This is a genomic window from Mycobacterium barrassiae, assembly GCF_025822765.1.
GTDB lineage: Bacteria > Actinomycetota > Actinomycetes > Mycobacteriales > Mycobacteriaceae > Mycobacterium > Mycobacterium barrassiae.
This window is the reverse complement of the sequence record NZ_JACKUK010000027.1, coordinates 176,932-203,610: the sequence shown is the minus strand read 5'-3', so window position 1 is coordinate 203,610 and position 26,679 is coordinate 176,932. Positions and strand designations below refer to the sequence as shown.

General features: G+C 67.6%; 25 protein-coding genes. 15 read left to right on the top strand and 10 right to left on the bottom strand.

Annotation, left to right across the window (positions count from 1 at the left end; translation table 11 throughout):
* Window positions 1-9: 9 nt before the first annotated feature.
* The gene (locus H7J93_RS18000) at window positions 10-1,245 is read right to left on the bottom strand and encodes a chloride channel protein (RefSeq protein WP_267307646.1); all 1,236 of its coding nucleotides are present in this window, start codon (window positions 1,243-1,245) and stop codon (window positions 10-12) included.
* A gap of 40 nt (window positions 1,246-1,285) precedes the next feature.
* Between H7J93_RS18000 and mshB the strand changes: the two genes are divergently transcribed.
* The gene (gene mshB / locus H7J93_RS17995; RefSeq protein ID WP_267307645.1) at window positions 1,286-2,161 is read left to right on the top strand and encodes an N-acetyl-1-D-myo-inositol-2-amino-2-deoxy-alpha-D-glucopyranoside deacetylase; all 876 of its coding nucleotides are present in this window, start codon (window positions 1,286-1,288) and stop codon (window positions 2,159-2,161) included.
* Between the two features lie 114 nt (window positions 2,162-2,275).
* Window positions 2,276-2,704, top strand: a complete 429-nt coding sequence (locus H7J93_RS17990) for a hypothetical protein (RefSeq protein WP_372507928.1) — start codon at window positions 2,276-2,278, stop codon at window positions 2,702-2,704.
* 3 nt (window positions 2,705-2,707) lie between these two features.
* Here H7J93_RS17990 and H7J93_RS17985 read toward each other — a convergent pair whose 3' ends face one another.
* Window positions 2,708-3,904, bottom strand: coding sequence for a hypothetical protein (locus tag H7J93_RS17985; RefSeq protein WP_267307644.1), 1,197 nt, complete (start codon window positions 3,902-3,904; stop codon window positions 2,708-2,710).
* Window positions 3,905-4,119: 215 nt separating this feature from the next.
* On the opposite strand from H7J93_RS17985, the gene H7J93_RS17980 reads away from it, so the two are divergent.
* The 3 genes from H7J93_RS17980 (at window position 4,120) to H7J93_RS17970 (ending at window position 8,009) form a co-directional block, all read left to right on the top strand.
* Complete coding sequence (locus H7J93_RS17980; protein ID WP_267307643.1) at window positions 4,120-6,699, top strand: bifunctional FO biosynthesis protein CofGH; 2,580 nt, start codon at window positions 4,120-4,122, stop codon at window positions 6,697-6,699.
* Window positions 6,700-6,816: 117 nt separating this feature from the next.
* A complete protein-coding gene (locus tag H7J93_RS17975; protein WP_267307642.1) occupies window positions 6,817-7,278 on the top strand; it encodes a DUF2231 domain-containing protein in 462 nt (153 codons plus the stop codon).
* A gap of 182 nt (window positions 7,279-7,460) precedes the next feature.
* On the top strand, window positions 7,461-8,009 hold the full coding sequence (locus H7J93_RS17970) for a YceI family protein (RefSeq protein WP_267307641.1): 549 nt from the start codon (window positions 7,461-7,463) through the stop codon (window positions 8,007-8,009).
* Window positions 8,010-8,070: 61 nt separating this feature from the next.
* Here the strand turns inward: H7J93_RS17970 and H7J93_RS17965 are convergent, their stop codons facing one another.
* Window positions 8,071-9,024, bottom strand: a complete 954-nt coding sequence (locus H7J93_RS17965; protein WP_267307640.1) for an LmeA family phospholipid-binding protein — start codon at window positions 9,022-9,024, stop codon at window positions 8,071-8,073.
* 401 nt (window positions 9,025-9,425) lie between these two features.
* Here H7J93_RS17965 and fdxA point away from each other — a divergent pair, with 401 nt between their 5' ends.
* On the top strand, window positions 9,426-9,749 hold the full coding sequence (fdxA, locus tag H7J93_RS17960) for a ferredoxin (RefSeq protein ID WP_083152347.1): 324 nt from the start codon (window positions 9,426-9,428) through the stop codon (window positions 9,747-9,749).
* 11 nt (window positions 9,750-9,760) lie between these two features.
* Entirely contained in the window at window positions 9,761-10,858 is a 1,098-nt protein-coding gene (dapC, locus tag H7J93_RS17955; RefSeq protein ID WP_267307639.1) for a succinyldiaminopimelate transaminase, read from the top strand.
* A 47-nt stretch (window positions 10,859-10,905) separates the two neighbouring features.
* On the opposite strand, the gene H7J93_RS17950 is transcribed toward dapC, so the two are convergent.
* The 4 genes from H7J93_RS17950 to H7J93_RS17935 all read right to left on the bottom strand — a co-directional run bounded on the left by H7J93_RS17950 (window position 10,906) and on the right by H7J93_RS17935 (window position 15,891).
* Window positions 10,906-11,547, bottom strand: coding sequence for a response regulator (locus tag H7J93_RS17950; RefSeq protein ID WP_267307638.1), 642 nt, complete (start codon window positions 11,545-11,547; stop codon window positions 10,906-10,908).
* Window positions 11,544-12,725, bottom strand: a complete 1,182-nt coding sequence (locus tag H7J93_RS17945) for a sensor histidine kinase (protein WP_267307637.1) — start codon at window positions 12,723-12,725, stop codon at window positions 11,544-11,546. Before H7J93_RS17945 ends, H7J93_RS17950 begins: the two co-directional genes overlap by 4 nt.
* Before the next feature lie 10 nt (window positions 12,726-12,735).
* Window positions 12,736-14,214 (bottom strand): carotenoid oxygenase family protein, encoded by a 1,479-nt coding sequence (locus H7J93_RS17940; RefSeq protein ID WP_267307636.1) that lies wholly within the window; start codon window positions 14,212-14,214, stop codon window positions 12,736-12,738.
* A 90-nt stretch (window positions 14,215-14,304) separates the two neighbouring features.
* Entirely contained in the window at window positions 14,305-15,891 is a 1,587-nt protein-coding gene (locus H7J93_RS17935; RefSeq protein WP_267307635.1) for a PucR family transcriptional regulator, read from the bottom strand.
* 94 nt (window positions 15,892-15,985) lie between these two features.
* On the opposite strand from H7J93_RS17935, the gene pruA reads away from it, so the two are divergent.
* Entirely contained in the window at window positions 15,986-17,614 is a 1,629-nt protein-coding gene (pruA, locus tag H7J93_RS17930; RefSeq protein WP_267307634.1) for an L-glutamate gamma-semialdehyde dehydrogenase, read from the top strand.
* Window position 17,615: 1 nt separating this feature from the next.
* Window positions 17,616-18,578: a proline dehydrogenase family protein gene (locus H7J93_RS17925; RefSeq protein ID WP_267307633.1), complete on the top strand. Its 963-nt coding sequence runs from the start codon at window positions 17,616-17,618 to the stop codon at window positions 18,576-18,578.
* 6 nt (window positions 18,579-18,584) lie between these two features.
* On the opposite strand, the gene H7J93_RS17920 is transcribed toward H7J93_RS17925, so the two are convergent.
* Together H7J93_RS17920 and H7J93_RS17915 are read right to left on the bottom strand one after the other, a co-directional pair.
* The gene (locus tag H7J93_RS17920; protein ID WP_267307632.1) at window positions 18,585-18,710 is read right to left on the bottom strand and encodes a hypothetical protein; all 126 of its coding nucleotides are present in this window, start codon (window positions 18,708-18,710) and stop codon (window positions 18,585-18,587) included.
* Window positions 18,711-18,787: 77 nt separating this feature from the next.
* The gene (locus H7J93_RS17915; protein WP_267307631.1) at window positions 18,788-19,327 is read right to left on the bottom strand and encodes an NUDIX domain-containing protein; all 540 of its coding nucleotides are present in this window, start codon (window positions 19,325-19,327) and stop codon (window positions 18,788-18,790) included.
* A gap of 21 nt (window positions 19,328-19,348) precedes the next feature.
* On the opposite strand from H7J93_RS17915, the gene H7J93_RS17910 reads away from it, so the two are divergent.
* From H7J93_RS17910 to H7J93_RS17900, 3 genes are read left to right on the top strand one after another with little or no spacing between them, the layout of a single operon-like run.
* The gene (locus tag H7J93_RS17910) at window positions 19,349-20,755 is read left to right on the top strand and encodes an acyl-CoA synthetase (RefSeq protein WP_267307630.1); all 1,407 of its coding nucleotides are present in this window, start codon (window positions 19,349-19,351) and stop codon (window positions 20,753-20,755) included.
* On the top strand, window positions 20,746-21,099 hold the full coding sequence (locus H7J93_RS17905; RefSeq protein ID WP_267307629.1) for a VOC family protein: 354 nt from the start codon (window positions 20,746-20,748) through the stop codon (window positions 21,097-21,099). Before H7J93_RS17910 ends, H7J93_RS17905 begins: the two co-directional genes overlap by 10 nt.
* Before the next feature lie 20 nt (window positions 21,100-21,119).
* Window positions 21,120-21,653 carry a M15 family metallopeptidase gene (locus H7J93_RS17900; RefSeq protein WP_267307628.1) on the top strand — a complete coding sequence of 178 codons (534 nt, stop codon included), beginning with the start codon at window positions 21,120-21,122 and terminating at the stop codon, window positions 21,651-21,653.
* On the opposite strand, the gene dapD is transcribed toward H7J93_RS17900, so the two are convergent.
* Window positions 21,650-22,645 (bottom strand): 2,3,4,5-tetrahydropyridine-2,6-dicarboxylate N-succinyltransferase, encoded by a 996-nt coding sequence (gene dapD / locus H7J93_RS17895; protein WP_267307627.1) that lies wholly within the window; start codon window positions 22,643-22,645, stop codon window positions 21,650-21,652. The genes H7J93_RS17900 and dapD overlap by 4 nt on opposite strands.
* Before the next feature lie 73 nt (window positions 22,646-22,718).
* On the opposite strand from dapD, the gene dapE reads away from it, so the two are divergent.
* The 3 genes from dapE to H7J93_RS17880 all read left to right on the top strand — a co-directional run bounded on the left by dapE (window position 22,719) and on the right by H7J93_RS17880 (window position 26,668).
* On the top strand, window positions 22,719-23,786 hold the full coding sequence (gene dapE / locus H7J93_RS17890) for a succinyl-diaminopimelate desuccinylase (RefSeq protein ID WP_267307626.1): 1,068 nt from the start codon (window positions 22,719-22,721) through the stop codon (window positions 23,784-23,786).
* Window positions 23,787-23,865: 79 nt separating this feature from the next.
* A complete protein-coding gene (locus H7J93_RS17885; RefSeq protein WP_267307625.1) occupies window positions 23,866-25,473 on the top strand; it encodes an ABC-F family ATP-binding cassette domain-containing protein in 1,608 nt (535 codons plus the stop codon).
* Between the two features lie 76 nt (window positions 25,474-25,549).
* Window positions 25,550-26,668 carry a hypothetical protein gene (locus H7J93_RS17880; RefSeq protein WP_267307624.1) on the top strand — a complete coding sequence of 373 codons (1,119 nt, stop codon included), beginning with the start codon at window positions 25,550-25,552 and terminating at the stop codon, window positions 26,666-26,668.
* The last annotated feature ends 11 nt before the right edge of the window (window positions 26,669-26,679 follow it).

Genomic DNA, 26,679 nt, shown 5'->3' with positions numbered 1-26,679 from the left:
CGTAATCCGCTATCTGACGTCGGCGGGTTGGCGGCGTTCACGCAAAACGCGCAGCGCGTGTGCGGCGAACGCGCCGACCGCGAATACGAGCAGCAGCCACAGCGGCGGGTGCGCCAGTTCCCAGACGAACAGGGCGGCGAACGACGGTGACCGCTGCGTGATGGCCAGCACCCCGGCGGCACACGTCAGCGCCAGCGCCGACACGTGGATATGTGTGCCGGCCAGTTCGTTGAGAGCAAGTGCGACAACAGATCCAGCGGCTGCGCCGGTAGCCAGGGCCGGGGTGAGCAGGCCGCCGACGGCGCCCGACCGCAGAAACACCGCTGTCAGTAGTGGTTTCAACAGCAGGATCACGCAGGCGGCGCCGAGCGTCATATCGCTGTTCACGGCCACGGTCAGAATGCTGCGCCCGTTGCCCGGCAGTTCCGGGTACCAGATCGAGCAGACACCGGTCAGCAGGCCGGCCGCCGCGATCGCGGGAATCAGCATCCACGAGCGGTACTGCACCTTCGGGCCGGCGGCCGCCATCACCCTGTTGAACGCCAGGCCGATAGCGGCGGCCAGAGGTGCGATGGCCAGCGCCAAGAATGTGAACAGATACGACGTCTGCGCGTCCGGCCACGCCAGTGGGTGCTCGAGATGAGTGACGGGGGCAGCGACCGCGACGGCGAGGCTCGACGTGATCAACGCCGTGCCGACCGCTCGCGGGTGCCAGGTGCCGAGCAGAATCCGCGCGGCGAACAGCGCCCCGCCCAGCGGCACGCTGTAGACCGCTCCCAGGCCCGCGCCGGCCGCGCAGGCGAGCAGAATCTCACGGTCGCGCGCCGTCAGCGCCAGCCGCGTGGTCCCGAAATCGCCCAGCGCAGCGGCGAGTTGGCGCGGCGCCCCTTCGCGTCCCAGCGACGCGCCAGAGCCGACAAGGAGCACCTGAAGGCCCGCGTCGATCGACAGCGGCAGTCGCGGAATCGGCCGATGCGCCGAGATCGTCTCCGCCAGCTTCGGAACGGCCGTCCGGCGCCGTAACATCCACCACCCGAAGCCGGCGAGCGCACCGCCGATCATCGGCCCCAACGCCCGCCGCACCGGACTGCTGCCGCCGACGCCGGAGAGCAGCGTGCCGAAACTGTAGTGGTACGTCAGGTGTTCGATGGCGTGCAGCAGCAACGTGGTGGCCGCACCCGCCACTCCGGCGAGCAGGCCCACGATGACGATCGCGCAGGAGAATTCGAGTGTGCGGCGCGACACCAGGTGAATCTAGCTGCCGGCCATCGGGCAAGCTGGGGCAATGGAAAGTCCTCGGATGCTGTTCGTGCACGCGCATCCCGACGACGAGACCCTGACGACGGGCGCGACGATCGCGCACTACGCCGCTCAGGGTGCGCGGGTCCGTGTGGTCACATGCACGCTGGGCGAAGAGGGTGAGGTGATCGGCAACCGGTGGGCGCACCTGGCCGTCGACGTCGCCGACCAACTCGGCGGCTACCGCATCGGCGAGCTCACCGCGGCGTTGCGCGCGCTGGGCGTCGACGAGCCGACCTTTCTGGGCGGCGCCGGACGCTGGCGCGACTCGGGAATGGCAGGCACGCCGCCGCGGCACCATCAGCGGTTCATCGACGCCGACCCCGCCGAATCTGTCGGTGCCCTCGTCGCGATCATCCGCGAGCTGCGGCCGCACGTCGTCGTCACCTATGACCCTGCGGGCGGCTACGGGCATCCCGACCACATTCACACCCACGAGGTGACGATGGCGGCCGTCGCGGCGTCGGCGGGTGACGAGTATCCCGGCGAGCCGTGGACCGTGCCGAAGGTCTACTGGACAGTGCTGTCGAAGTCCGCGCTCGCCGCCGGGCTGGACGACCTCGGCGACGTGCCGCAGGAGTGGACGCGGGTGTCCATCGACGACGTGCCGTTCGTCCATCCCGACGAGGCAATCGATGCCGTGATCGACGTCCCCGACCGGCTGCCGGCCAAGCTGGCGGCGCTGCGGGCGCACGCCACCCAGGTCACCGTCGCGCCCGACGGTCGTTCGTTGGCACTGTCGAACAACATCGCGCTGCCGGTCGCCGCGATCGAGCACTACATCCTGGTGTCGGGCACGGCCGGCCCGCGCGACCACCGCGGATGGGAAACCGACCTGCTGTCCGGCCTGAACCTCAATTAGGGGTCGCCACGGGGTAAGCTGCCCGACAGACCCGCAGCGCGTGGAAGGGACGGCAATGGACCAGGATCTGGATCCCAACCTGCAGCACTGGCAGGACCGATTGGACAACTTCCAGTGGGTCCTCGGTTCCATCACCGCCCTGGTCGACAGCATTCCGACCTGAGTTCGCAAGCAACCAGCGTCGACTATCGGCGCGTCCTCGTTCTCACGCTGCTCGCCATCGAAGGCGTCCTCTGCGCCATTTTGGCGTCGTTCTTTCTTCCGATTCGAATCGGGACGTGGCCGTTTCCGGTCAGTGCACTAATCGCTGGACTGGTGAATGCCGCGCTGGTGTGGGCCGCTCTGCATTGGACCTCATCGCCGCGGGTGGCGGCGCTACCGCTGTGGACCTGGCTGCTGACCGTGGCGGGGCTGACGCTCGGCGGGCCGGGCGACGACATCGTGTTCGGTGGCTCCGGAGTGCTGGCGTACGGGGTCCTTCTGCTGCTCGTGCTCGGCACCCTGCCCCCGGTCGCCGTGTTGCGGCGTCATGTGAACGCCTGACCGTCACTCGGCGTTGGCGGTTGTCCCGTTGGCGTCATCGGTTGCGTGCTGTGCCCCGTCGTCGCTTGTCGACGGTTCCTGCGGTGAGGGTGCCGGTGTCGGGTCGGTCGGTTCCTCGTCCAACACGGCGCCGGGCGACGAATTCGTGTCCTGGGTCTGGGACGACGTGATGCCCGGGGTGGCGACCGCGGATGACCGGATCTCACCCTGCGCCTGCACCGTTCCGGACGAATCGGTCGTCGTCAGCTTGTCGGTGGTGTCGGGGTCCGTGCCGTCGATCCTCAGGTCGGGATCGGTCTCCTCGGAGTCGACCGCTTCCTCGATCTGCTCGCCATCACCTTCGATGAGTTCGCCAGAGCCTTCGCCTGCGAGTTCGCCAGGCAGCTGTTCTCCACCGGCGCCCTGCCCGGGATTGAGCGCTTCGCCCGGGTCTTGGTCCAGGAGTTCGCCCTGCTTGGCGCCGGGGTCGGTCGGCGGGGTGGACTCGTCGAACGACGACATCCTCATCAGCCCGGCTTCCGGCGCTTCTGCCGCGAACGGGCCGATAGGCGGAATGGGTGGCAACGGTGGCAGCCAGAACGCCAACTGGTCGTTCGCCAGGAAGATGAACGAGTTGATGGTGTCGACGACGACGTTGACCAACCCGTCCCAGAAGCTGATGTTGCCGCCCAGCCAGTCGGCGATGTTGAACGTGATGCTCCGCACGATGCGCTCGCCGAAGTTGTAGAAGATCTCGATCTGGGGCGCGAGCCACCCGACGTAGGGAATCCAGCCGACTGCGTATGCGGCGACGTCGAATCCCCACTCCACCCACGGCTCGACGGCGTTGTAGACGTTCTTGACCACGCTGTCGATCGAGTTGCCGACGACGGTCCGTTCGAACGTCGGTGACGGGAACGGCGCGCTGGCGCTCGGTGGAATGATGATCCGTTCGATCCACTGGACCAGCAGACCGGGCAGGTCTGTCGCCGTGAGATACGCCGTGGGGGACGGCGGCGCGATCAGCAATTGCGCCGAGTTCTCGCCGACGTTCCCGCCGGGCGGTGGCGGCGTCGGCAGCGTGGGCTGGAAGGCCCTTGCCAGCCGGACAGTTGGTTCCGGCGAGGGCGCCGGAGCAGGTCGAATCGGGTAGAGCGCAGTCGAGGTCACTGTCAGCATGGTCACCGCGGTCACGACTGCCGAGCGTGCAAAACGTTTCATGACATCCTCTTCAGAACCCCGACACCACGTAACGTACGCCGAAGTTTGCTGACGCACGAGAAAACGCCGACATGAGTTTTGCTGACCCGGGCATACCCGATGGCAGCCCACCGCCGCCGCCGACGCGCGGGCTACTGTGACCGATATGTCAGGCGCCGATGTTTCAGAATGTGAGACGTGCGGATGATCTTCAACGATCGCGGGGTTACACGGGAGTGGCTCTGAACCCCCAGCGCGGCGCTGATCTGCCCAACCCGGTGGTCCCCCCGAAATCGAGCGCGCCCACCCCTGCGAGTCTGCGGCGCGTGCTGCGACGAGCACGTGACGGCGTCGCACTCAACGTCGAGGAAGCCGCGATTGCGTTGACCGCCCGCGGCGACGCGCTGGCGGACCTGTGTGCCAGTGCGGCCAGGGTTCGCGATGCGGGCCTGGAGGCGGCCGGCCGGCGCGGACCCACCGGGCGACTACCGGTGAGCTATTCACGCAAGGTGTTCATCCCGGTCACTCACCTGTGCCGCGACACCTGCCACTACTGCACGTTCGTTACCGTGCCCGGCAAGCTCCGCGCGCAGGGCGCCGGCATGTACATGGAGCCCGACGAGATCCTGGATGTGGCCCGTCGTGGCGCCGAATTGGGTTGCAAGGAAGCATTGTTCACGCTCGGCGACCGGCCCGAGGCGAGGTGGGACGAGGCCGAGCAGTGGCTCGACGAGCGCGGCTATGACTCGACGCTGGATTACGTGCGGGCGATGGCGATCCGGGTGCTGGAGGAGACCGGGCTGCTGCCGCATCTGAACCCCGGCGTGATGAGCTGGTCGGAGCTCTCCCGCCTCAAGCCGGTGGCGCCGTCGATGGGCATGATGCTGGAGACCACGTCGCGGCGGCTGTTCGAGACCAAGGGTCTGGCCCACTACGGCAGCCCGGACAAGGATCCGGCCGTCCGGCTGCGCACACTGGCCGATGCGGGCCGTCTTTCGATTCCGTTCACCACGGGACTGCTGGTCGGTATCGGGGAGACGCTGGCCGAGCGCGCCGACACCATCCATGCGATCCGGCGCTCGCACAAGGAGTTCGGACACGTCCAGGAAGTGATCGTGCAGAACTTCCGGGCCAAGGACCACACCGCGATGGCGTCGACGCCGGACGCGGGCTTCGACGATTTCGTGGCGACGGTGGCGGTCACCCGCCTGGTGATGGGACCCAAGGTGCGCATCCAGGCGCCGCCGAATCTGGTGTCGCGGGAAGAGTGCCTGGCGCTGATCGGCGCGGGTGTCGACGACTGGGGCGGGGTGTCGCCGCTGACCCCGGATCACGTCAACCCGGAACGGCCCTGGCCCGCACTCGACGAACTGGCTGAGGTGACGGCCGAGGCAGGCTACGACCTGGTGCAGCGGCTGACCGCACAGCCGCAGTACGTGCAGGCCGGGGCGGCGTGGATCGACCCGCGGCTGCGTGGGCACGTCGATGCGCTGGCCGACCCCGAGACCGGTCTGGCGCTCGACGTCAACCCCGTCGGACGGCCCTGGCAGGAACCCGACGAGGCGTGGGAGTCCTTGGGCCGGACCGACCTTCACTCGGCGATCGACGAATCGGGTCGGCTCACCGAGACCCGCAGCGATCTGGGAAGCGCGTTCGGCGACTGGGAGTCGATACGCGAGAAGGTGCACGAGCTTGCCGCCCAGGCACCCGAACGCATCGACACCGACGTGCTCGCCGCGTTGCGCGCGGCCGAGCGCGATCCGGCGGGCCTGTCCGACGACGAATATCTGGCGCTGGCGACGGCCGACGGCCCGGCGTTGGATGCCGTTGCCGCGCTGGCAGATTCGCTGCGCCGCGATGTGGTGGGCGACGATGTCACGTTCGTCGTCAACCGCAACATCAACTTCACCAACATCTGCTACACCGGGTGCCGGTTCTGCGCGTTCGCGCAGCGCAAGGGTGACGCGGACGCCTACTCGCTGTCGGTCGACGAGGTCGCCGACCGGGCGTGGGAGGCGCATGTCGCCGGCGCCACCGAGGTATGCATGCAGGGCGGGATCGACCCGGAGCTACCGGTGACCGGCTACGCGGATCTGGTGCGGGCGGTCAAGAAACGGGTGCCGTCGATGCACGTGCACGCCTTCTCGCCGATGGAGATCGCCAACGGCGTTACCAAGAGCGGACTTTCGATCCGCGAGTGGCTGACGTCGTTGAGGGAGGCGGGTCTGGACACCATCCCCGGCACGGCCGCCGAGATCCTCGATGACGAGGTCCGCTGGGTGCTGACCAAGGGCAAGCTGCCGACATCGATGTGGATCGAGGTCGTCACCACCGCCCATGAGGTCGGCCTGCGGTCGAGTTCGACGATGATGTACGGCCACGTCGACACCCCGCGGCACTGGGTCGGGCATCTCAACGTGTTGCGTGAAATCCAGGACCGTACCGGAGGTTTCACCGAGTTCGTGCCGTTGCCGTTCGTACATCAGAGTTCGCCGCTGTACCTGGCGGGTGGGGCGCGGCCTGGCCCGACACACCGCGACAACCGTGCGGTGCACGCGCTGGCGCGGATCATGCTGCACGGCAGGATCGACAACATCCAGACCAGCTGGGTCAAGCTCGGTGTCGAGCGCACGCAGGTGATGCTCAACGGTGGCGCCAACGATCTTGGCGGGACGTTGATGGAGGAGACCATCTCGCGGATGGCGGGTTCGGAGTTCGGTTCGGCCAAGAGTGTCGAAGAACTCGCGGCGATCGCCGAGGGCATCGGCCGCCCGGCACGGCAGCGGTCCACGACCTACGCGCCGTTGGCTGCCTAGCCTTACCTAATAGCAGGGTGCTGAAACACGCTGCTGTGTCTGGCTTTACGGAAACTCGATACTGACGGTTTCGATCCGTATACGTTGGTAGCGCTGTCGTCGAGACCCTGGAGCGCCATGGACACCATCTCCGGAATCCCCGCGCATGCCCTGTTGGTCCACGGCATGGTGGTGCTCGCGCCTTTGACCGCGCTGCTCGAGATCCTGTGTGCGTTCTGGCCCGCGGCCCGTCGCCGGCTGGTGTGGCTGGTGCTGGCATTCGCGGTGATGACGACGGTGCTCACTCCGTTGACCACGTCGGCGGGTGAGTGGCTATTGGCGCAAGGCGGCCCGCCTCGTCCGATCCTGCAGGAGCACGTCGACCGCGGCGAGTGGATGATCTACTTCTCGGTCGCGATGCTGATTGTCGCGGTGGCGCTGGTGGCGCTGCACTGGGCAGAGAGTCGGTCGGACAAACCACATAAGGCCGCGGCGGCCCTGCTCGCCGTCGTCACCCTGGTCGTAGGGGTGTCGTCGATCGTCACGGTGGTTCGGATCGGTGACGCGGGTGCGCAGGCCGTCTGGGGTGGCAGGGGCTGACTCGGCTACCTCCCGTCGAGTGTGCGTCTGCGGCGAAAAGCGGGCCGAATCTTCGCGCTGAGCGCACGGTGGGCGCGTGCCGCGGGTGCTTGTGCACGGCCGGGGAATAGAAACGGACTGTAGTCCGGTTGTTGCGGGTGAAGGCGCCGGGCTGGCCGGCACCCAATCTCGAGGAGACTCATATGACCGCCGCTGTAGCCACCGACCTGAGCACTGGCACCTGGGCCATCGACCCCGTGCACTCGACCATCAGCTTCTCCGTACGTCACCTGATGGTGAGCAAGGTTCGGGGCACCTTCGACACGTTCAGCGGTGCGATCGTCGTCGCCGAGGACGGCACCCCGTCGGTGACGGCCGAAATCGCCGTCGACTCGATCAACACCCGCAACGAACAGCGCGACGCTCATGTCCGGTCCGCGGATTTCTTCGACGCCGAGCAGTATCCGACCGCCACCTTCGTGTCGACCGGCGTCCGGCCGCAAGGCGATTCGTACCTCGTTGACGGCGACTTCACCCTCAAGGGCGTCACCAAGCCGGTCACCCTCGAGCTCGAGTTCAACGGTGTCAACCCCGGAATGGGACACGGCGAGGTCGCGGGCTTCGAAGCGTCGGTCGTGTTGAACCGCAAGGACTTCGGGATCGACATCGACATGCCGCTGGAGACCGGTGGCACCGTCGTCGGCGACAAGGTCAAGATCACGCTGGAGATCGAGGCGCTCAAGCAGGCCTGACGCCCAAACTGGCGCGTCTGCAGGCTGATTGATCCTGCAGACGCGCCAGATGCGTTGGCGCTCAGATGTCGAGGCAGCTGCTCGTGCCGTCGCTGGCCGGGATCTCGACATTGGTGGCCGAGAGCTTCGCGACCACGCCGCTGTCCGTGACGTCGAGCGAATCGACGCCGAGGCCGTACTTGTTGTCGGTCAGCTCGCCGGTCATCTCGTCGAGCTTCTCCTGCAGATCGTCCTGAGGCAGATCCAGGTTTCCGCCGAGCCAGAAGCTGTCGGGCTGGATCACCATACGGATGCCGCCGTCGGTCGTGACCGGCTTGATGGCGATGCTGCTGTCGAACATCCCGTTCAACGTGACGATTCCGGTCGACGGATCGGTCGTCACACTCGTCACGACCTCGTCCGTCGAGATCCAGTCGGAGAGGAAGCTCAGGAAGCTGTCCGCGAGGTATTCGTCGATGGCCTCCTTGAGTGCGGTGTTGGCAGATTCCCGCAGCCCCTCGTTGGTCCAGGCGATGGTCGCGTCGATCGCGCCGATGGTGCCCCGCTTGGTCGCGTCACCGTTCAGGTCGAGGTCGTCGACGGCGATGTCCGCCGTGATCCCGTCGACGCCGCGAATGTCGGAGCCGTTGGTGGTGATCGTGAACCCGGTGTACTTGTCGTTGATGTACTGCATGAGCACCGGCGGCGACGTCTCGAACGTCACGTCCACCGCACTCTCGGAACCCTCGATGAAGCATGCAGCAGCCGATTTCACCTTGCCGACGGCGACGGTGCGCGCGTAGAGCTCGGTGGCGAGCAGCCCCGCGGCCGCAACGGCGAGAACGATCACGAGGATCAGGACGAACGCGATGGGGCCGCGAAAGCGCTTGCGCTTGACCGGTGGCTGCGCCGGCGGGGGGACTGGCGGCTGAAACGCAGGCGCGGCCGGGATCGGCCAACCCTGGGTGGGTGCGGAGTGGAAACTCACGGGGGTCGTGGGGGTGAGGGTGCTTCTTGCGTACGTCGGATAGGTCATGTGCTGGTCTTTCGTTGAGCCGACAGGGGCGGTGGTGGTCGTCGGCGGAAAGAGTGGGTGGCAGTACTTGGAGAAACCTTGATGGGCTGCCCGGCGGTCGGTGAGCGTCCGCAAAGTGCCGACGTTCGTGGGCGTTTCGCCCGAATCAGGAGGGCGCGCACCGGGCCCCGTGCTGAGCACTTGAACAGCACGCCTCATACGATGGGTATGGCGACTGGTCTAGCTGTATCTGCGACGTCTAGTATCAGTAACCACGCGCCACCCGTACCGGGCGGCGCGTGAAGTTAGGGCACACTGAGCCGACCTTGCAGGTATCGACTGCGCATACTTGCTGGAACTCTCGGGGCCTTGACCCCAGAACGACCCACAGCCCACTTGGACAGGAGATCGAGGAGCAACCCGTGACGTATGTCATTGCCGAACCCTGTGTCGACATCAAAGACAAGGCGTGTATCGAGGAATGCCCAGTCGACTGCATCTATGAGGGCGCCCGCATGCTCTACATCCACCCCGATGAGTGTGTGGACTGCGGTGCGTGCGAACCCGTGTGTCCGGTCGAGGCCATCTACTACGAGGACGATGTGCCGGACCAGTGGTCCAGCTACACGCAGATCAACGCCGACTTCTTCGCTGAGCTCGGTTCTCCCGGCGGTGCGTCGAAGGTCGGCCAGACCGACAACGATCCGCAGGCGGTCAAGGATCTGCCTCCGCAGGGCGAGGACTGATAACGGCTCGCTTGCCGCGCGTCTCGGCGTCGCTACCGGTGTTCCCGTGGGACACCCTGGCCGACGCCACCGCGCTGGCCATGTCGCATCCCGACGGCATCGTCGACCTGTCGGTCGGCACACCTGTCGACGATGTAGCTCCTGTCATCAGAGAGGCGCTGGCCGCGGCCGGTTCCGCGCCGGGCTACCCGGCGACCGCGGGCACTCCCTCGTTGCGGGCTTCCGCGGTGGCGGCGCTGGAGCGTCGTTACGGCGTCACCAATCTGGCTGAGGGTGCGGTGCTGCCGGTGATCGGGACCAAGGAGCTGATCGCCTGGCTTCCGACGCTGCTCGGGCTCGGCCCCGATGACGTGGTCGTGGTGCCTGAATTGGCCTATCCGACATACGAAGTCGGTGCACGGTTGGCGAAGGTGCCGTTTGTGCGTGCGGATTCGCTGACGCAGCTGGGCCCGCAGTCGCCCGCGTTGGTGTTCTTGAACTCGCCGAGTAATCCGGCCGGCAAGGTCTTGGGTGTCGATCATCTGCGCAAGGTGGTCGGCTGGGCGCGCGAGCGCGGTGTACTCGTCGCCTCCGATGAGTGCTATCTGGGGCTGGGTTGGGACGCTGAGCCGGTGTCGCTGCTGCATCCTTCGGTCTGCGACGGCGACCACACCGGGCTGTTGGCCATCCATTCGCTGTCGAAGACGTCGTCACTGGCCGGCTACCGCGCCGGCTTCGTCGCCGGCGATCAGGCGGTGGTGGCCGAGCTGCTGGCGGTGCGCAGGCACGCGGGCATGATGGTGCCGACGCCCGTGCAGGCTGCGATGGTCGCCGCGCTCGACGACGACGAACACGAACGTCAGCAGCGCGAGCGTTACGAGCGGCGCAGGGCCGTACTTCTGCCCGCCCTGCAGGCGTCCGGATTGACCGTCGACGATTCGGAAGCGGGACTTTACCTCTGGGCCACACGCGGTGAGTCCTGCCGCGACACGGTCGCCTGGTTCGCACAACGGGGAATCCTCGTGGCGCCCGGCGAGTTCTACGGCCCGCGCGGGGTGCAGCACGTTCGAGTCGCGTTGACCGCGACCGACGAGCGGATCGCCGCCGCCGCGCAGCGACTCACCGCCTAGCGCGAGAAGACGCAAAAGTTCGCGACACGCCGACGAATTCGGTGCGTTTACGTCTGCTCGCGGAGAAGGCCGAGCGACATCGCGGTCGTCACGGCCGCCGTGCGGTCGGACACGCCCAGCTTGTTGAACGTCCGCAGCAGATGGGTCTTCACGGTCGCCTCGCTGATGTGCAGTTCGTGTCCGATCTCGGCGTTGGTCTTGCCGACGGCCACCAGGCCGAGCACCTCGACTTCCCGCGTCGACAGCGCCGCTGAAACAGGTTGGCGGACAAAGTGAATCAGCCGATCGGCCACCGTGGGCGCCAACACCGTCTTGCCGCGTGAGGCATCGCGGACGGCGTCGGCCAGTTGCGCACGCGAGGCGTCCTTGAGCAGATATCCCGCCGCGCCCGCCTCGACGGCACGGAGAATGTCGGAGTCGGACTCGTAGGTCGTGACGACGATGATGCGTGTCCCGGGGAGCAGGGCGAGGATGCGCTCGGTCGCCGTCACGCCGTCCACGTCCGGCATCCGCAGGTCCATGAGAATGACATCGGGCCGAAGGGATTCGGCCATGACGATCGCTTCTGCGCCTGATCCCGCCTCGCCGACGACGGTGAGGTCTGTCTCGGCGTCGATCATGCCGCGCAGGCCTTCGCGGACCACCGGGTGGTCGTCGACCAGCAGCACTTTCGTCGTGGGCGCCGTCATGCCGGCACCTCGACCGTCAACGTGGTGCCGCCGCCTACCGCCGGCGCGATGGTGACCTCGCCGCCGACCTGCGCCACCCGGGCGCGCATACCCCGCAGCCCGAATCCCTCGCCTTGCCCGTCGCCAAGGCCAATGCCGTTGTCCGTCACCACAAGCCGGGTTCTCGAACCCGACGGTGACAACTCGACCGTCACCGCCGTGGCGTGCGCGTGCTTGCGGATGTTCGCGAAGGCTTCCTGGGCGGCGCGCAGCAGCACCACATCGGACGCCATGCTCTGGGCGGGCAGGTCGCTGGCGATACGCACCGTCACGCGAGTATCCGTCTCGGCCGCGAGCCGATCGCACTGCCGCTGTATCGCGGCGGGCAGCGGCTCTTCGAGCGAGCTCGGAGTCAGTTCGGCCACCATCGCCCGCGCCTCGGCGAGGTTCTCCCGCGCGGTGGCACCGATCAACTCGACGTGCCGCCTGGCCGCCGCGGTGTCGGTGTCCAACTCGGGTTCGACCGCCTGGGCCAGCATGACGATGCTGGTGAACCCCTGCGCGAGGGTGTCGTGGATTTCGCGTGCCAGTCGTTCCCGTTCGGCGGCCGTGCCCGCCTCCCGGGACAGCCGGGCGCTCTCTGCGCGGGTGGCCGCCAGTTCGGCGACCAGTGCGGCCAGCTGACGACGTTGTCGCAGCGACGTGATGATGACGGTGCCGAGCACCGGCGCGGCGACGAGGGCGATGAGGGTGACCGCAATCGCCATCGACAGATTCGGTGACCGGATGCCGTTGCTCAGCAACAACATTGCCAACGGGACGATGTTGACGATCGTCGTCACGATTAACGCGGGGCCCAGCGGCAGCGTGGAGAACACGATCGGATAGATCGCGGGTACGGCCGCCACCGAAACGGGTGACGCCACCATCGCCAGGATCCACATACCGATCACCGCGCCGACGAACGCGACTGTGCGCCAGTCGCGTTCGGGAAATCTGGTCACGCGGCGACCGAAGGCCAGTACCACCGCCGCCATCGCCGACAGCGCGACCGCGGCGCCGATGACATTGCCCGGAAAGCGATGGTCCAGCAGAACCACGGCGACGATGGCCGCGATCGCGAGACCGACGACGTAGGCCTCCCAGAGCCAATTCCACTCGCCCCCGCGTGGCCAGCCTTCGGGCACGTCGTGGCTCATCCGGCGAATACTAGCCCGCCGTCGGAGCCCAGTTGCCGTGGAAGCCGTGCGGTACCCGCACCGGAAGGTGCACGGTCGCCACGGTTTCCATGGTCTGCCCGTCGAGCAGCACCAGGTCGCTGCGGTCGGTGGATTTGTCGTAGACGAAGCCCATGACCACGCCGTCGTCCTCGGCGGCGTCGGCGCTGGACGGGACGAACACGAACTCGCCGGGTTCGCGGCCTGCGCCGAAGCGGTGGGCTTCGGTGCGACGCGTGACGAGATCGTGCTTGAGGATCGCATCGGGGTCCGAGACTCCCGGCCCGTCGCCCGCAACGCCGACGGCATAGCCGTAGCGGTGTTTGCGGCTGACCAGTCGCTCGTCGACGCGGGGAAATTCCTGGCCCTTGTCGTCGAGGCGCTCCTCGGTGACCTTGCCCGTGGTGAGGTTGACGGTCCAGCGGTCCAGCGTGGGGTTCTCGGGCACAAGAGCGTGGCCGGAGGCGAACACCGATGCGTGCCGGACGACGTCCAGTACCACCTGATCGCCCTCGTCGTAGGCGTTGAGCGGATGGAACACGTAGCAGGGGTTCACCTCGAACCATCTGATATCGGCGGCAGTGCCCTCACGTGGCAGCAGGCCGACACGGGCCTGGCGTTCCGGGGCCCAGCGGTACGGCATCCCCGACGGCCCTGACCCGCCGCGAGCCGACCCACGCATCGCAGCGCGCAGGAAGAAGTCGGGTGCGGCATGGCGTTCGGCGAACCTTGTCAACAGCGTCGCGACGGTCTTGGCCGGCCTGCTGTGGATGTTCATGCCGAAGTCCAGCGCCACCGGAAGGTCGTAGAGCACGACGTACTTCTCGGTGAGCGAGAAGTCGTGCATCATCGTCTGTGCCTTCAGTCGGATGTCGACCGTGTGCCGGATTTTTCCGTCGACTCCCATCACCGTGTACTGCACGATGTTTCCGCGCATGGGGTTGTACGAGACCGCGTGCAGTTCACCGGTTGCCGGATCCCGCTTGGGGTGGGCGGTGTAACCGCCGAACAGCGTCCCGCAGAAGTCGGACGGCCCAACGGTTTCCAGTTCGTCGGTCAACTCGTACGGTCGCGCGCCGCCCTCGACGATGGCCAGCGTCCTGCCGCCCTGCTCGATGATGTTGGTGTTGGACGCGAAGTCGAAGCCGCCGTCTGTCGGCCCGCCGTGCCAGGTCTCACCCAGCTTGCGTGCGACGTCCGCCGAGCGCACCCACCGGTTGCGGTACCAGTGCGCCTTGCCGTCGCGCAGCCGCAGCCCGTGTGCCATCCCGGCGCCGAGGAACCAGTGGTAGCGGGCGGGGTCGGGGTCGCCGATCGGGTTCGGGCCGTTCCGCAGGTAGCGCCCGTCGAGGTATTCGGGAATGGAGCCGGTGACTTCGAGATCGGTGGCCGTGATCTCCTCGCGCACAGGAGCGAAGTTGCCGTTCAGATACGGATTTTCCGTCTCGCGGATGGGGGCTGCAGTGGTCATGTGCCAATCGTGCGCCATGGGGCGGGCGGCGCGCGACGGCTTGACGGATGAACTTCGGTGTCCATCGAACGGTTGACACTCGGCCTGCGGCTACGGTTCGGTGGCGCGCAGTCCCAGCGCGAGCAACAGTCGCACGTCGGGGTCATCCAGCGAGGTGGCCAGCAGCTTCTCGATGCGCCGCACCCGGTAGCGCACAGTGTTCGGGTGCACGTGCAACTGCTTCGCGACGGCCGCCACATCGCCGAAGCCGTCCAGATACGCCCGCAGTGTCTCGGCCAGGACCGGCTCCTCCTCGCGTAGATGCCGCACCCGCGGATCCACCAGGCTGGGCCGGCTCGCCACCTGCGAGACGATCTCGTCCAGCAGGACGGTGGTGTGCGCCTCGTCCAGCGAAGTGATCTGTCCGATCGCCCCCGGATGGCGGTCGGCGCTGTCGAAGACCCTGTCCACCTCGACGCGCGCCGCTGCGGCGCCCGTCAGGCCGGCCAGCGGGGCTGCGACGACAGCACGTAGGGCCAGCCCGAGTTCGCGCTGCATCGCAGCGACGACTCCGCGCGCCCACGACATCACCGACGACGGCGCGCCGACCTTGGGCAGCAGGACATAGACGCGCTCACCGACCGACACCGCCTGGGCGTCGGCGCGAAATGCGCTGGCGCTCAACGCGATGACGCCGGAAGGTGGCGGCGGAGAACCCTGGAATCCGACGAGCGCGGCCCGGCCGTCGGCGGTGATACCCAGGTCGCGCGCGATCGCCGCGGTGTCGACGTCGTCGCCCGCGAGCCCGAGCAGTTCGGTCACCTGCATCGCGTGGGTCGACGGGGTCGATGCGAGGCGCGCCATGATCCGCGCCGCCAACACCGCCCCACCGCGCAGGATCTCCTCGGTGTCGTCGGCCAGCGGCGCGGAGCCCTGCTGCAGCCAGATCGTGCCCGCGAATGCCGGTGCACGACGCGCATCGGTGCTCGGCAGGTGGATGCCGACAGCCAGTCGTGGACGCAGTCCCAGTTCGGGGCGCTCGGCCACGCGGACGACGTCGCCACTCGCCCGCAGCGCGTCGAAGATGCCCCACTGGCCGATCCACTCCAGATGCTCGGGCGGGCCGGCCCGCCCCAGGATCGTCAACCGGCGCAGTTCGTCCGCCTCATCGTTGGACGCCGAGTACGCCAGTACGTGTGACTGCTCGTCCTCGATGCTGACCATCCCGCGGGTGCGGTCGGCGATCGACTGGGCGAGCCCGAACAGGTCGGTGCCCGTGTCGCGGTGCGGGTCGCCCCGGTCGCCGTGGTGCTCGAAGGCGTGGTTGACGAGTCGGTACAGCGACTCCCAACGCGCCCGGGGGTCGACGGCCACCACCGCGGTGCCGAGAGCGACGGCCCGAGCCACCGCGGCCTCACTGGGCTCCTTGACGAAGATGGCCGCAGGCACGCGTCCCGACCCGGCGAACTGCCGCTCGAGCCAACGCACAGCTTCGGCGTCGGCGACACCGAGCAGGAAGAAGAGGTCCGCCGAACCCGGGCCCACCGCCAGTCCGAGGCGGACGTCATCGGCATCGACGAGTGCGACCGAGCCGACCGCCATATCGAGGCCACGTGGCGCTTCGACGAGCGTCACCATCGTGCGGTCGAGCGCCAGCAGCAGCTGGCCGAGCCCGAGGCCGGAGGATGGTGTCGTCATCACGCGCTCCTTTGTCCGATCCAACTATAAGACCGCATCTGCTTTGTGCGATCAGCCATCGGTTCGGCGCGGCGACGACGCGCATCCTTACTGCATGGACGCCATAACCGACGTACCCGCGCCTGCCAACGAGCCGGTCCACGATTACGCACCGGGGTCGGGGGAGCGCTCCCGCCTCACCGACGCTCTCAAAGCGCTCGCCGCTGACCCGATCGACCTGCCACACGTGATCGGTGGGGCCCACCGCATGGGTGGCGGAACCCGGACCGACGTGGTCCAGCCGCATCGCCATGCGGCCCGCCTGGGCACCTTCACCAACGCCGAACACGCGGACGCCACCGCGGCCATCGACGCCGCGATGGCCGCCAAGCCCGGCTGGGAAGCGACGCCGTTCGACGAGCGAGCGGCGATCTTCCTGCGCGCCGCCGACCTGCTCGCCGGACCCTGGCGGGAGAAGTTGTGCGCGGCGACGATGCTCGGCCAGTCCAAGTCGGCATATCAGGCCGAGATCGACGCGGCGTGTGAACTGATCGACTTCTGGCGGTTCAACGTCGCGTTCGCCCGCGAGATCCAGGCCGAGCAACCGATCAGCGTGCGGGGGGTCTGGAACCGCACCGACTATCGGCCGCTTGAGGGCTTCGTCTACGCCATCACGCCGTTCAACTTCACCGCGATCGCGGGCAATCTGCCGAGCGCCCCCGCGTTGATGGGCAACACCGTCGTGTGGAAGCCGTCGCCCACCCAGACGTTCGCGGCCTACCTGACCATGCAGCTGCTCGAGGCGGCAGGCCTGCCGCCGGGCGTGATCAACCTGGTGGCCGGCGACGGTATCGCGGTTTCCGATGTGGCCCTTGCCGATCCACGGCTGGCCGGGATCCACTTCACGGGGTCGACGGCGACGTTCCAGCACCTCTGGCGTGAGGTCGGCACCAACATCGACCGCTACCACACGTATCCGCGCCTGGTCGGGGAGACCGGCGGTAAGGATTTCGTGTTGGCCCATACCTCGGCTCGCCCGGATGTGCTGCGTACCGCGCTCATTCGCGGTGCGTTCGACTACCAGGGGCAGAAGTGTTCGGCGGCGTCGCGGGCGTTCATTCCCCGTTCGGTGTGGCATCAGATGGGCGACGATCTGCTGTCGGCCACCGAGGCGTTGACCTATGGCGACGTCGCCGACCTGACCAACTTCGGCGGTGCCCTGATCGACGAGCGAGCGTTCGCGAAGAACGTCAGGGCGATCGAGCGCGCCAAGAGCGCTTCGGGCGTCACCATTGCCGTCGGTGGCGAATACGACGACAGCGAAGGCTATTTCGTCCGTCCGACGATTCTGTTGTCCGACGACCCGGCCGACGAATCGTTCTCCACCGAGTATTTCGGACCCATCCTGTCGGTGCACGTTTATCCCGATGACGACTACGAACGCGTCATCGACGTCGTCGACACCGGCGCCCGGTACGCGCTGACCGGTGCGGTGATCGCGGACGACCGCGCGGCTGTGCTGACGGCCGAGCGGCGGTTGCGCCACGCGGCGGGCAACTTCTACGTCAATGACAAGCCGACCGGTGCCGTGGTGGGCCAGCAGCCGTTCGGTGGTTCGCGGGCGTCGGGCACCAACGACAAGGCGGGCTCTGCGCTCAACCTGCTGCGCTGGACGTCGGCCCGGTCGATCAAGGAGACGTTCGTCCCACCGACCAACCACACCTACCCCCACATGGAGGTCTGACGTGGGCGTCTTCGATCGGGTCGCGCGCCCGGTGATCATGGCCGCCAGTCGGTCCGACGGGATGCGCCGCGCCGCCGAGCGCCTGCCCGTCACCCGGCAGGTGGTGCACCGATTCGTACCCGGGGAGACGGTGGCCGACGCACTGGACTCAGTTGCCCAGCTGCGGAATTCGGGGCGTCTGGTGTCGATCGACTACCTCGGCGAAGACGTCACCGACATCGACACGGCGAACGCCACCGTCGACGCCTACCTGGACCTGCTCGACGCACTTGACGGCCGCGCGGAGCCGTCGGCGGCGGTGCGCCCGCTGGAGGTGTCGCTGAAGCTCTCGGCCCTTGGGCAGGCGTTGCCGCGCGACGGAGAGAAGATCGCACTGGAGAACGCCCACACCATCTGCGAGCGGGCACAACGCGCGGGCGTGTGGGTGACCATCGACGCCGAGGATCACACGACCACCGACTCGACGCTGTCCATCGTGCGCGACCTGCGCACCGAATTCCGTTGGCTGGGCACGGTTCTGCAGGCCTATCTGCGGCGCACCGAGGCCGACTGCAAAGAGTTCGCCGCCTCCGGTGCACGGATCCGGTTGTGTAAAGGCGCCTATGACGAACCGGTATCGGTGGCATACCGAGACCGTGGCGAGGTCACCGCCTCCTACCTACGGTGCTTGCGGGTCCTGATGGGTGGCGACGGCTATCCCATGGTCGCCTCGCACGACCCCGAGGTCATCGACGCGGTGCCGGCGATGGTCCATGAATTCGGCAGGGGTCTCGACGATTTCGAGTACCAGATGCTCTACGGTATCCGCGACGCCGAACAACGTCGGCTGGCAGCCGAGGGCAACCATGTGCGTGTCTATGTACCGTTCGGCACGCAGTGGTACGGGTATTTCGTCCGCCGCCTGGCCGAGCGCCCCGCCAACCTGACGTTCTTCCTGAGGGCGTTGGCCGAGCGTCGGCACTGACCTGTCTTACTTCCCGGATCGAAAGGACTTGTGCTCGTCGGTGCCCTCCGACGATACGAGGACATAACCGGCACCTGCGAACAGGACTGGGACCATCGCGATCATCCCGAATGCCATCGAGGCAACTGTCATCGGGATCACCCCTTTCGTGCCGATCAGGTCCTTCTTACGTCCTTCAATAGTTACAACGAGACACACCGCGCGACGGTTCAAACCCGTTCGGACAACAGCAACAGGGCATACGCGGCGATCGACTGCGCGTCGGTGATCTCGCCGTCGCGCATCATCCGCTCCACCTCGGCGCGGTCGAACCACGCGCTGTGCATGTCCTGTTCCTCATGTTCGCGGTCGTGCTCCCCCTCGGTGATGCCTGTCGCATGGAACACCCAGCCCCGCTGGCTGCTCAGACCCGGCGCGAGATCGAGCTGACCGATGAGCGTCATGGACTCCGCTCGCAGCCCCGTCTCCTCGCGCAGTTCGCGCGCCGCCAGCTCCGTACGCTCGAGATCCTTCAGGTCCGGGCCCGTGCCCTGGGGAAACTCCCATCGCCGCAGCCCCAGCGGGTAGCGGAACTGCTCGACCAGGTGGAACCGATCGCCGTCCTGCGCGATCACCAGCGCGTACGTCGGCTTGTCGACGACCGTGTAAATGCCGTTGCTGCCGTCGGGTCGACGGATATCGTCCTCGCGCAGGGAGAACCAGCTGTTGCGGTAGATCTCCCGCGAAGCGACCGTCTGGATCGAATCCACGCGACCAGTATCCTCACGGACGTGCTGCTGTCCTCCTTGAACCCCGCGGCAGTGGCCGCAGGCGCCGACATCGGCGACGCGGTACGCATCGACAACGCGGTGCTCAGCCGCAGCGACCTGGTCGGCGCCGCGACCTCCGTCGCCGAGCGGGTGGCGGGCGCGCAGCGCGTCGCGGTGCTCGCGACACCGACCGCCACGACCGTGCTGGCGGTGACGGGCTGCCTGATCGCGGGTGTGCCCGTCGTCCCGGTGCCCGCCGACGTCGGCGGCGCCGAACGCGCCCATATCCTCACCGACTCCGGCGCACAGGCGTGGCTGGGGGAGAAACCCGCCGACACCGGGGGTCTTGCGCACATCCCCGTCCGGTTGCACGCGCGGTCATGGCACCGTTACGCCGAACCGCACCCCGACGCGACAGCCCTGATCATCTACACCTCGGGCACCACGGGTCCACCCAAGGGCGTCGTCGTCAGCCGTCGCGCCATCGCCGCGGACATCGATGCGCTTGCGGACGCGTGGCAGTGGACGCCGGAGGACACCCTGGTGCACGGCCTGCCGATGTATCACGTGCACGGGCTGGTGCTGGGCCTGCTCGGATCGCTGCGCATCGGGAACCGCTTCGTGCACACGGGTAAACCGAAGCCCGACCTCTACGCCGCCGCCAACGGGTCGTTGTACTTCGGCGTTCCGACCGTGTGGTCACGGGTGACCGAGAACACCGCAGCGGCTTCGGCGTTGCGATCTGCGCGCCTGCTGGTGTCGGGAAGCGCTCCGCTGCCCGTGCCGGTGTTCGAGCGACTGGCCGAACTGACCGGGCACCGGCCCATCGAACGCTACGGATCCACGGAGTCGCTGATCACGATCAGCACGCGTACCGACGGCGAACGGCGTCCAGGGTGGGTGGGGCTGCCGCTGGCGGGAATCGAGACGCGGCTGGTCAGCGAGTCCGGCTCAGACGTGCCGCATGACGGCGAAACCATTGGGCAGCTTCATGTTCGAGGCCCGACCTTGTTCGACGAGTACCTCAATCGCCCCGACGCGACCGCCGAGGTTCTCGATGCCGACGGCTGGTACCGCACCGGTGACGTCGCGGTCATCGACTCCGACGGCATGCACCGGATCGTCGGCCGCGAATCCGTCGATCTGATCAAGACCGGTGGTTTTCGGGTCGGCGCCGGCGAGATCGAAGCCGCACTGCTGGGCCACGCCGGTGTCGCAGAGGCGGCCGTGGTGGGCGTACCGGACGACGACCTCGGCCAGCGTATCGTCGCGTTCGTCGTGGGTGACGCCGATCCGCAGGCATTGATCGACTATGTCGCACAAGAGCTTTCGGTGCACAAGCGGCCACGGGAAGTGCGCGTGGTCGACAGCCTGCCGCGCAATGCCATGGGCAAAGTGCTCAAGAAGGAGTTGGCGAAGTGGCGCTGAAGTTCGACGAGATCTGCATCGACGCCCACGATGCGACCGCCTTGGGTGCGTGGTGGGCGGAGGTGCTGGGGTGGCCGCACGACGTGGACGACGACGGCGACGTCGTGCTGCACGCACCCCCGGGTGCGGGGGTGAACTGGATATTCATCGCGGTGCCCGACGAGAAGGTGGTCAAGAACCGCATCCACCTCGATTTCCGGCCCGACGACCAGCAGGCCGAGGTGGACCGGGTGCTGGCCATGGGTGCGCGTCGCGTCGACATCGGTCAAAGCGGTGACGAGAGTTGGGTTGTGCTGGCCGATCCGGAGGGCAACGAATTCTGCATACTTGCCGCCGAGGACTGACCGCGGCGCTCCTTCTGCTGATGGTCGCCGCGTGCGACTCGCCGCAACCCGCACCGCAACCGCCACCGGACCCGCCCGTCGACGTCGCGCCGCTCAACATCGGACCGGCCGCCGAAGACACCGTCGGCGGCTGGCTGCCCGACGGAGTGACCCTCAGCCCGTTCGACGTCGGCAACCCGGTCGTGGGATGGCTGGACCCGGCACTGCTGGCGGCGATCCAGAGCGCATCGAAGAAGGCCGAAGCCGACGGCGTGGACATCCGGATCAACTCGGGGTGGCGCTCGAAAGGGTTTCAGCAGAGGCTGTTCGACGACGGCGTCCGCACGTACGGAAGCATCGACGCGGCACGGAAGCTGGTCGCATCACCCGAAACGTCGATGCATGTGCAGGGCAGGGCCGTGGACATCGCACCCGTCGAGGCCGACAGGTGGCTGATCGCCAACGGCAGGCAGTTCGGGTTGTGCCAGATCTTCGCGAACGAGATATGGCATTTCGAGCTGGCGGTCGACGAGCGCGGCAAATGCCCGCCGCTGAGGCCGAACGCGACGAGCTAGTTGGCGTGCAATGCCTCGTTGAGCGTGATGCCGGTGCCGTCGCGCTTGACGACCTCCACGGCGCCGGTCACCGAATTGCGCCGGAACAGAAGGTTGTTCGCGCCCGAGAGCTCGCGGGCCTTGACCGTCTGACCGTCGGCGGTCTGCACCTTGGTGCCCGCGGTGACGTAGAGGCCGGCTTCCACCACGCAGTCGTCACCGAGCGAGATGCCCAGCCCGGCGTTCGCGCCGAGCAGGCAGCGCTTGCCCACCGAGATCACCTCTGTGCCACCGCCCGAGAGGGTGCCCATAATCGATGCACCGCCGCCGACATCGGAACCGTCATCGACGACGACGCCCGCCGAGATGCGGCCTTCCACCATCGAGTTACCCAGCGTGCCGGCGTTGAAGTTGACGAAGCCCTCGTGCATCACCGTCGTACCCGACGCGAGGTGCGCACCCAGTCGCACACGGTCGGCGTCGGCAACGCGAACACCCGACGGCAGGACGTAGTCCACCATGCGCGGGAACTTGTCGACGCCGTAGACGGTCACCGGACCGCGCCTGCGCAGCCGCGCCCGCACGCTCTCGAAGCCTTCGACTGCGCATGGCCCGTAATTGGTCCACACCACATTGGTCAGCACGCCGAAGAATCCGTCCGCATTCAGACCGTGGGGCGGCACCAGGCGGTGCGACAACAGGTGCAGTCGCAGGTATGCGTCATACGCGTCGGTGGTCTTGTCGTCCAGAGATGAGATGACCGTGCGGACAGCGACCACCTCGACGTTGCGGTCCTCATCCGGCCCGGTCAGCGCAGCCAACTCCTCGGGAACCTCGGCGACGGACAGCCGGGTGGTGCCCGATGGGCCGTCGGCGCCGAGCTCCGGCGCCGGAAACCAGGTGTCGAGTACGGACCCGTCGGCGGCGATCGTCGCCACGCCGAAACCTGCAGCAGAAGTCACGTTGGTAGAGGCTACTTCCCCGCGGTCGCGGAGCGACAAGTCCCCCGACATGCCAGGCCAAGGCGCCCTTGCGGCTGCTCTCCATGGGCGCGTCATGTCGGGGCGACCGGCTAACCTCGACATCGTGGCCCTCGATCTACGCGGCGACCCGATCGCCCTGACCGCGGCGCTGGTGGACATTCCCAGCGAATCGCGCAACGAGCGTCGCATCGCCGACGAGATCGAAGCCGCGCTGCGTGAGCAGACCACCGAATTCGAGATCGTGCGCAACGGCGACGCCGTCCTTGCGCGGACCGACTTCGGCCGGCCGTCACGCGTACTCCTCGCCGGCCACATCGACACCGTCCCCGCCGCCGACAATGTGCCGAGTCGCCTGGCCGACGGCCAATTGCACGGCTGCGGCACGTCGGACATGAAGTCGGGTGACGCGGTTTTCCTGCACTTGGCCGCGACGGTGGCCGAACCGCGGCACGACATCACGCTGGTGATGTACGACTGCGAGGAGATCGAGGCCTCCGCCAACGGTCTGGGCCGCATCGAACTCGAACTTCCCGACTGGCTGCGGGCAGACGTCGCGATCCTCGGCGAACCTTCCGGCGGCTACATCGAGGCCGGCTGCCAGGGCACGCTGCGTGTCGTGGTGAGCGCCTCGGGCACTCGCGCGCACTCCGCGCGATCCTGGTTGGGCGACAACGCAATCCACAAACTCGGCGCGGTGTTGGACCGGCTGGCGTCTTACCAGGCGCGCAGTGTCGACATCGACGGCTGCACCTACCGCGAGGGGATGTCGGCCGTTCGCATCGACGGCGGGATCGCAGGCAACGTGATACCCGATGCCGCCTCGTTGACGGTGAACTTCCGTTTCGCACCCGACCGCACGGTCGAAGAGGCCACCAAGCATGTGTTCGAGTTGTTCGACGGGCTCGATGTCGCGATCGAGTTGACCGATTCGGCCAGCGGTGCGCTGCCGGGTCTGACGGCGCCCGCCGCCGCGGCACTCGTGGAGGCCGCGGGGGGACAGGTGCGGGCGAAGTACGGCTGGACTGACGTCGCGCGGTTCGCGGCGCTGGGCATCCCCGCCGTCAACTACGGGCCCGGCGACCCAAACCTGGCCCACCGCTCCGACGAGCGCGTGGACACCGCGGCCATCACCGCCGCCACCGACACGCTGCGGAGATATTTAACCGGTTGACCGGATCCGTACGCTGAAAGCATGCGGTGAGACAACGACTCCGGTGTCCAGTCGTCTTCTGTCATGAGAGCTCTCTCGCATGTCTCGTATTGCCTGTTCCAATCTGTCGTTCGCATTTCCCGACGGCACCACCCTGTTCAGCGACCTGTCCTTCACCATCGGCGACGGGCGCACGGGCTTGGTGGCCCCCAACGGTGCCGGTAAGAGCACGCTTTTGCAGTTGATCGTCGGCGACCGCACACCCACCGGCGGCTCGGTCAGCCTTGACGGTGTCGTCGGGTATCTGCCGCAGACGCTGCCGTTCGTCGCGGAGAGGACCGTCGCCGAAGTGCTCGGCGTCGCGTCGGTCGTCGACGCACTCAACGCCCTTGCCCGCGGTGACGCCGGCGACCATGTGTTCGCCGCAATCGGTGACGACTGGGATGTCGAGGAGCGCAGCCTCGCCCAGCTGAGCAAGCTGGGTCTGGGCCACCTCGACCTGCACCGTCGCCTCGGCTCGCTGTCCGGCGGCGAGGTCGTCTCCCTCGGCCTGGCCGCGCAGCTGCTTCGCCAGCCCGACGTGCTGCTGCTCGACGAGCCGACCAACAACCTCGACGCCGACGCGCGTAAGGCGCTGTACGACGCGCTCGACGAGTTCACCGGATGCCTGCTCGTCGTCAGCCACGACCGGATGTTGCTGGACCGGATGGACCGCATCGCCGAGCTGCATCGCGGCGAAATGCTGTTCTACGGCGGGAATTTCACGATGTATGAAGAAGCTCTTGCCGACGCTCAGCGGGTCGCCGAGAGCAACATCCGCAACGCCGAACAACAGCTCAAGCGCGAGAAGCGGGAGATGCAGCAGGCCCGTGAGCGCGCGGCGCGACGGTCCTCCACCGCGGCGCGCAACATCAAGGATGCCGGGCTGCCGAAGATCATCGTGGGCGCGATGAAGCGAAGGGCGCAGGAGTCGGCGGGCCGGATCGATGGCGTCAACGCGGCACGCGTCGCCGACGCCCGCACGCGTCTGGACGAGGCGGAGCGCGCCCTCCGCGACGACGACGCGCTTGTCCTCGAGTTGCCCGAGACCACCGTGCCGGCTGGGCGAACGGTGGTGCGGGCTGACGGCCTGGCGGCCCGCCGAGGGGGCCGACGGCTGTTCGAGCAGGTGGAGCTGTCCATCCGCGGACCCGAACGCATCGCGCTCACCGGGCCCAACGGCGCCGGCAAGTCGACGCTGTTACGCATCCTCGGCGGCGAGCTCGCACCGGACGACGGATTTGTGCACCGCGCTGACGGCCGGGTGGCGTATCTGTCGCAGCGGCTCGACCTACTTCCCCCAGAGCGCACCGTCGCGGAAAGCCTTGCTGCGTCGGCGCCGAGCCTCTCGCACACCCGGCGCATGCATCTGCTGGCCCAGTTCCTGTTCCGCGGCGATCGCATCCACCTGCCGGTGGCGGCACTGTCCGGGGGCGAGCGGCTCCGCGCGACGCTGGCGTGTGTGCTCTATGCCGAGCCGGCGCCGCAGCTGCTGCTGCTCGACGAACCGACGAACAACCTCGACCTCGTCAGTGTGGGTCAGCTGGAGTCGGCGCTGAACGCCTACCGGGGCGCATTCGTGGTGGTCAGCCACGATGAGCGCTTCCTGGCGGAGATCGGGGTGCAGCGCACCCTTCGGCTATCGGCCGGTCGGCTGCAGTCGGTCTGATCGGCGCTGATCGCCGATCTTGGCCGCCGATTTTGGCGCACCGACAGCTACCGAGACCACGGTAGGTTTGATCCCTATGGCGATCGAGCCCGACTCCAGCCCATACGGGTCGCAGACGGTGACCGGCCCGGGCTGGCCGAACGTCGACGAGGAGGCGCTGGCAGCGGCGGCCGCATCGTACGAGGCACTGGCCGCCAAGCTGACCGGCGCGGTGGTGCCGCAGCAGCAGAGCCAGTTGATGAAGCTCACCGAGGTCTGGGAGGGCACCGGGTCGCTTGCTGCGGCGGGTGAGGCGACGACGATCATCGGCGGCCACGAGGCCAACGCCGCGCATGCCGCCGCGATCGCGGCGAAGCTGCGCGCCATGGAGACCACGGTGGTCAAGACGAAGATGCTGGCCAACACGATCGCGCAGGAGGTGCAGCACGAATGCGAAGCGATCGCCGCGATGCCCTTCGGCAACGCGCAGGAGTTGGTGCAGAGCCGGATCAGGATGGGCCTGTCGCAGAACATGGCCAACGTCGGCGCCAACACGACCGAACTCGCGAACACACTCGGGGTGCCGCCCAGCCTGCCTCTGCCCGGCGCCCCGCAGGTCCCCGGCGCCAAACAGGCCGAGGAAAGCAGCGAGGAGGCCGGTAAACAAGCCGGTCAAGGATCCGACCAGGCGATGCAGATGCTGAGCCAGTTTGGGTCGATGGCGGGTCAGCTTCCGCAGATGCTGATGCAGATACCTCAGCAGATGACCCAGCCGTTGCAACAGCTGTCCCAACCGCTGCAGCAGTTGACCTCGTTGTTCGGGCAGGGCGGCAAGGCGGATGCGATGGGGTCGGCAGGCATGCCGTTCGCGTCGTTCTCCAATCACCCGCTGGCGGGCGGAGGTGGTGCCGGCGGCGGCTCAGGCATGGTGCGGGCGGCGTCGCTGCCCGGTTCGGGAGGGGTGCCGTCGCAGACGCCGTTGATGGCGAATCTGGTTGGCAGCAAGCCCGTCTCGACCGCACCCGCGGACGGCGCGCATGCCGGCAGCAGCGCGGTGGGAGGCGCCGCGCCGATGGCTGCGGGGGCAGGCATGGGCGGGATGGGCCCGATGATGGGCGGTGCGCGCGGCGAGAGCGGTGGCACCACGGCGGCGTTGGCCTTTCCCGCGCCGCTCGATCACGACCTCGACGAGGACGATACCGACGATGACTGGTGACAACGGGAGAG

Excerpts from the sequence above, each read along its gene's own strand:
- mshB (WP_267307645.1), top strand. The coding sequence starts at position 1,286 with ATGGAAAGTCCTCGGATGCTGTTCGTGCACGCGCATCCCGACGACGAG.
- H7J93_RS17985 (WP_267307644.1), bottom strand. The coding sequence starts at position 3,904 with ATGAAACGTTTTGCACGCTCGGCAGTCGTGACCGCGGTGACCATGCTG.
- H7J93_RS17975 (WP_267307642.1), top strand. The coding sequence starts at position 6,817 with ATGGACACCATCTCCGGAATCCCCGCGCATGCCCTGTTGGTCCACGGC.
- H7J93_RS17970 (WP_267307641.1), top strand. The coding sequence starts at position 7,461 with ATGACCGCCGCTGTAGCCACCGACCTGAGCACTGGCACCTGGGCCATC.
- H7J93_RS17965 (WP_267307640.1), bottom strand. The coding sequence starts at position 9,024 with ATGACCTATCCGACGTACGCAAGAAGCACCCTCACCCCCACGACCCCC.
- H7J93_RS17950 (WP_267307638.1), bottom strand. The coding sequence starts at position 11,547 with ATGACGGCGCCCACGACGAAAGTGCTGCTGGTCGACGACCACCCGGTG.
- H7J93_RS17945 (WP_267307637.1), bottom strand. The coding sequence starts at position 12,725 with ATGAGCCACGACGTGCCCGAAGGCTGGCCACGCGGGGGCGAGTGGAAT.
- H7J93_RS17940 (WP_267307636.1), bottom strand. The coding sequence starts at position 14,214 with ATGACCACTGCAGCCCCCATCCGCGAGACGGAAAATCCGTATCTGAAC.
- H7J93_RS17935 (WP_267307635.1), bottom strand. The coding sequence starts at position 15,891 with ATGACGACACCATCCTCCGGCCTCGGGCTCGGCCAGCTGCTGCTGGCG.
- pruA (WP_267307634.1), top strand. The coding sequence starts at position 15,986 with ATGGACGCCATAACCGACGTACCCGCGCCTGCCAACGAGCCGGTCCAC.
- H7J93_RS17920 (WP_267307632.1), bottom strand. The coding sequence starts at position 18,710 with ATGACAGTTGCCTCGATGGCATTCGGGATGATCGCGATGGTCCCAGTC.
- H7J93_RS17900 (WP_267307628.1), top strand. The coding sequence starts at position 21,120 with ATGGTCGCCGCGTGCGACTCGCCGCAACCCGCACCGCAACCGCCACCG.
- dapD (WP_267307627.1), bottom strand. The coding sequence starts at position 22,645 with ATGTCGGGGGACTTGTCGCTCCGCGACCGCGGGGAAGTAGCCTCTACC.
- H7J93_RS17885 (WP_267307625.1), top strand. The coding sequence starts at position 23,866 with ATGTCTCGTATTGCCTGTTCCAATCTGTCGTTCGCATTTCCCGACGGC.
- H7J93_RS17880 (WP_267307624.1), top strand. The coding sequence starts at position 25,550 with ATGGCGATCGAGCCCGACTCCAGCCCATACGGGTCGCAGACGGTGACC.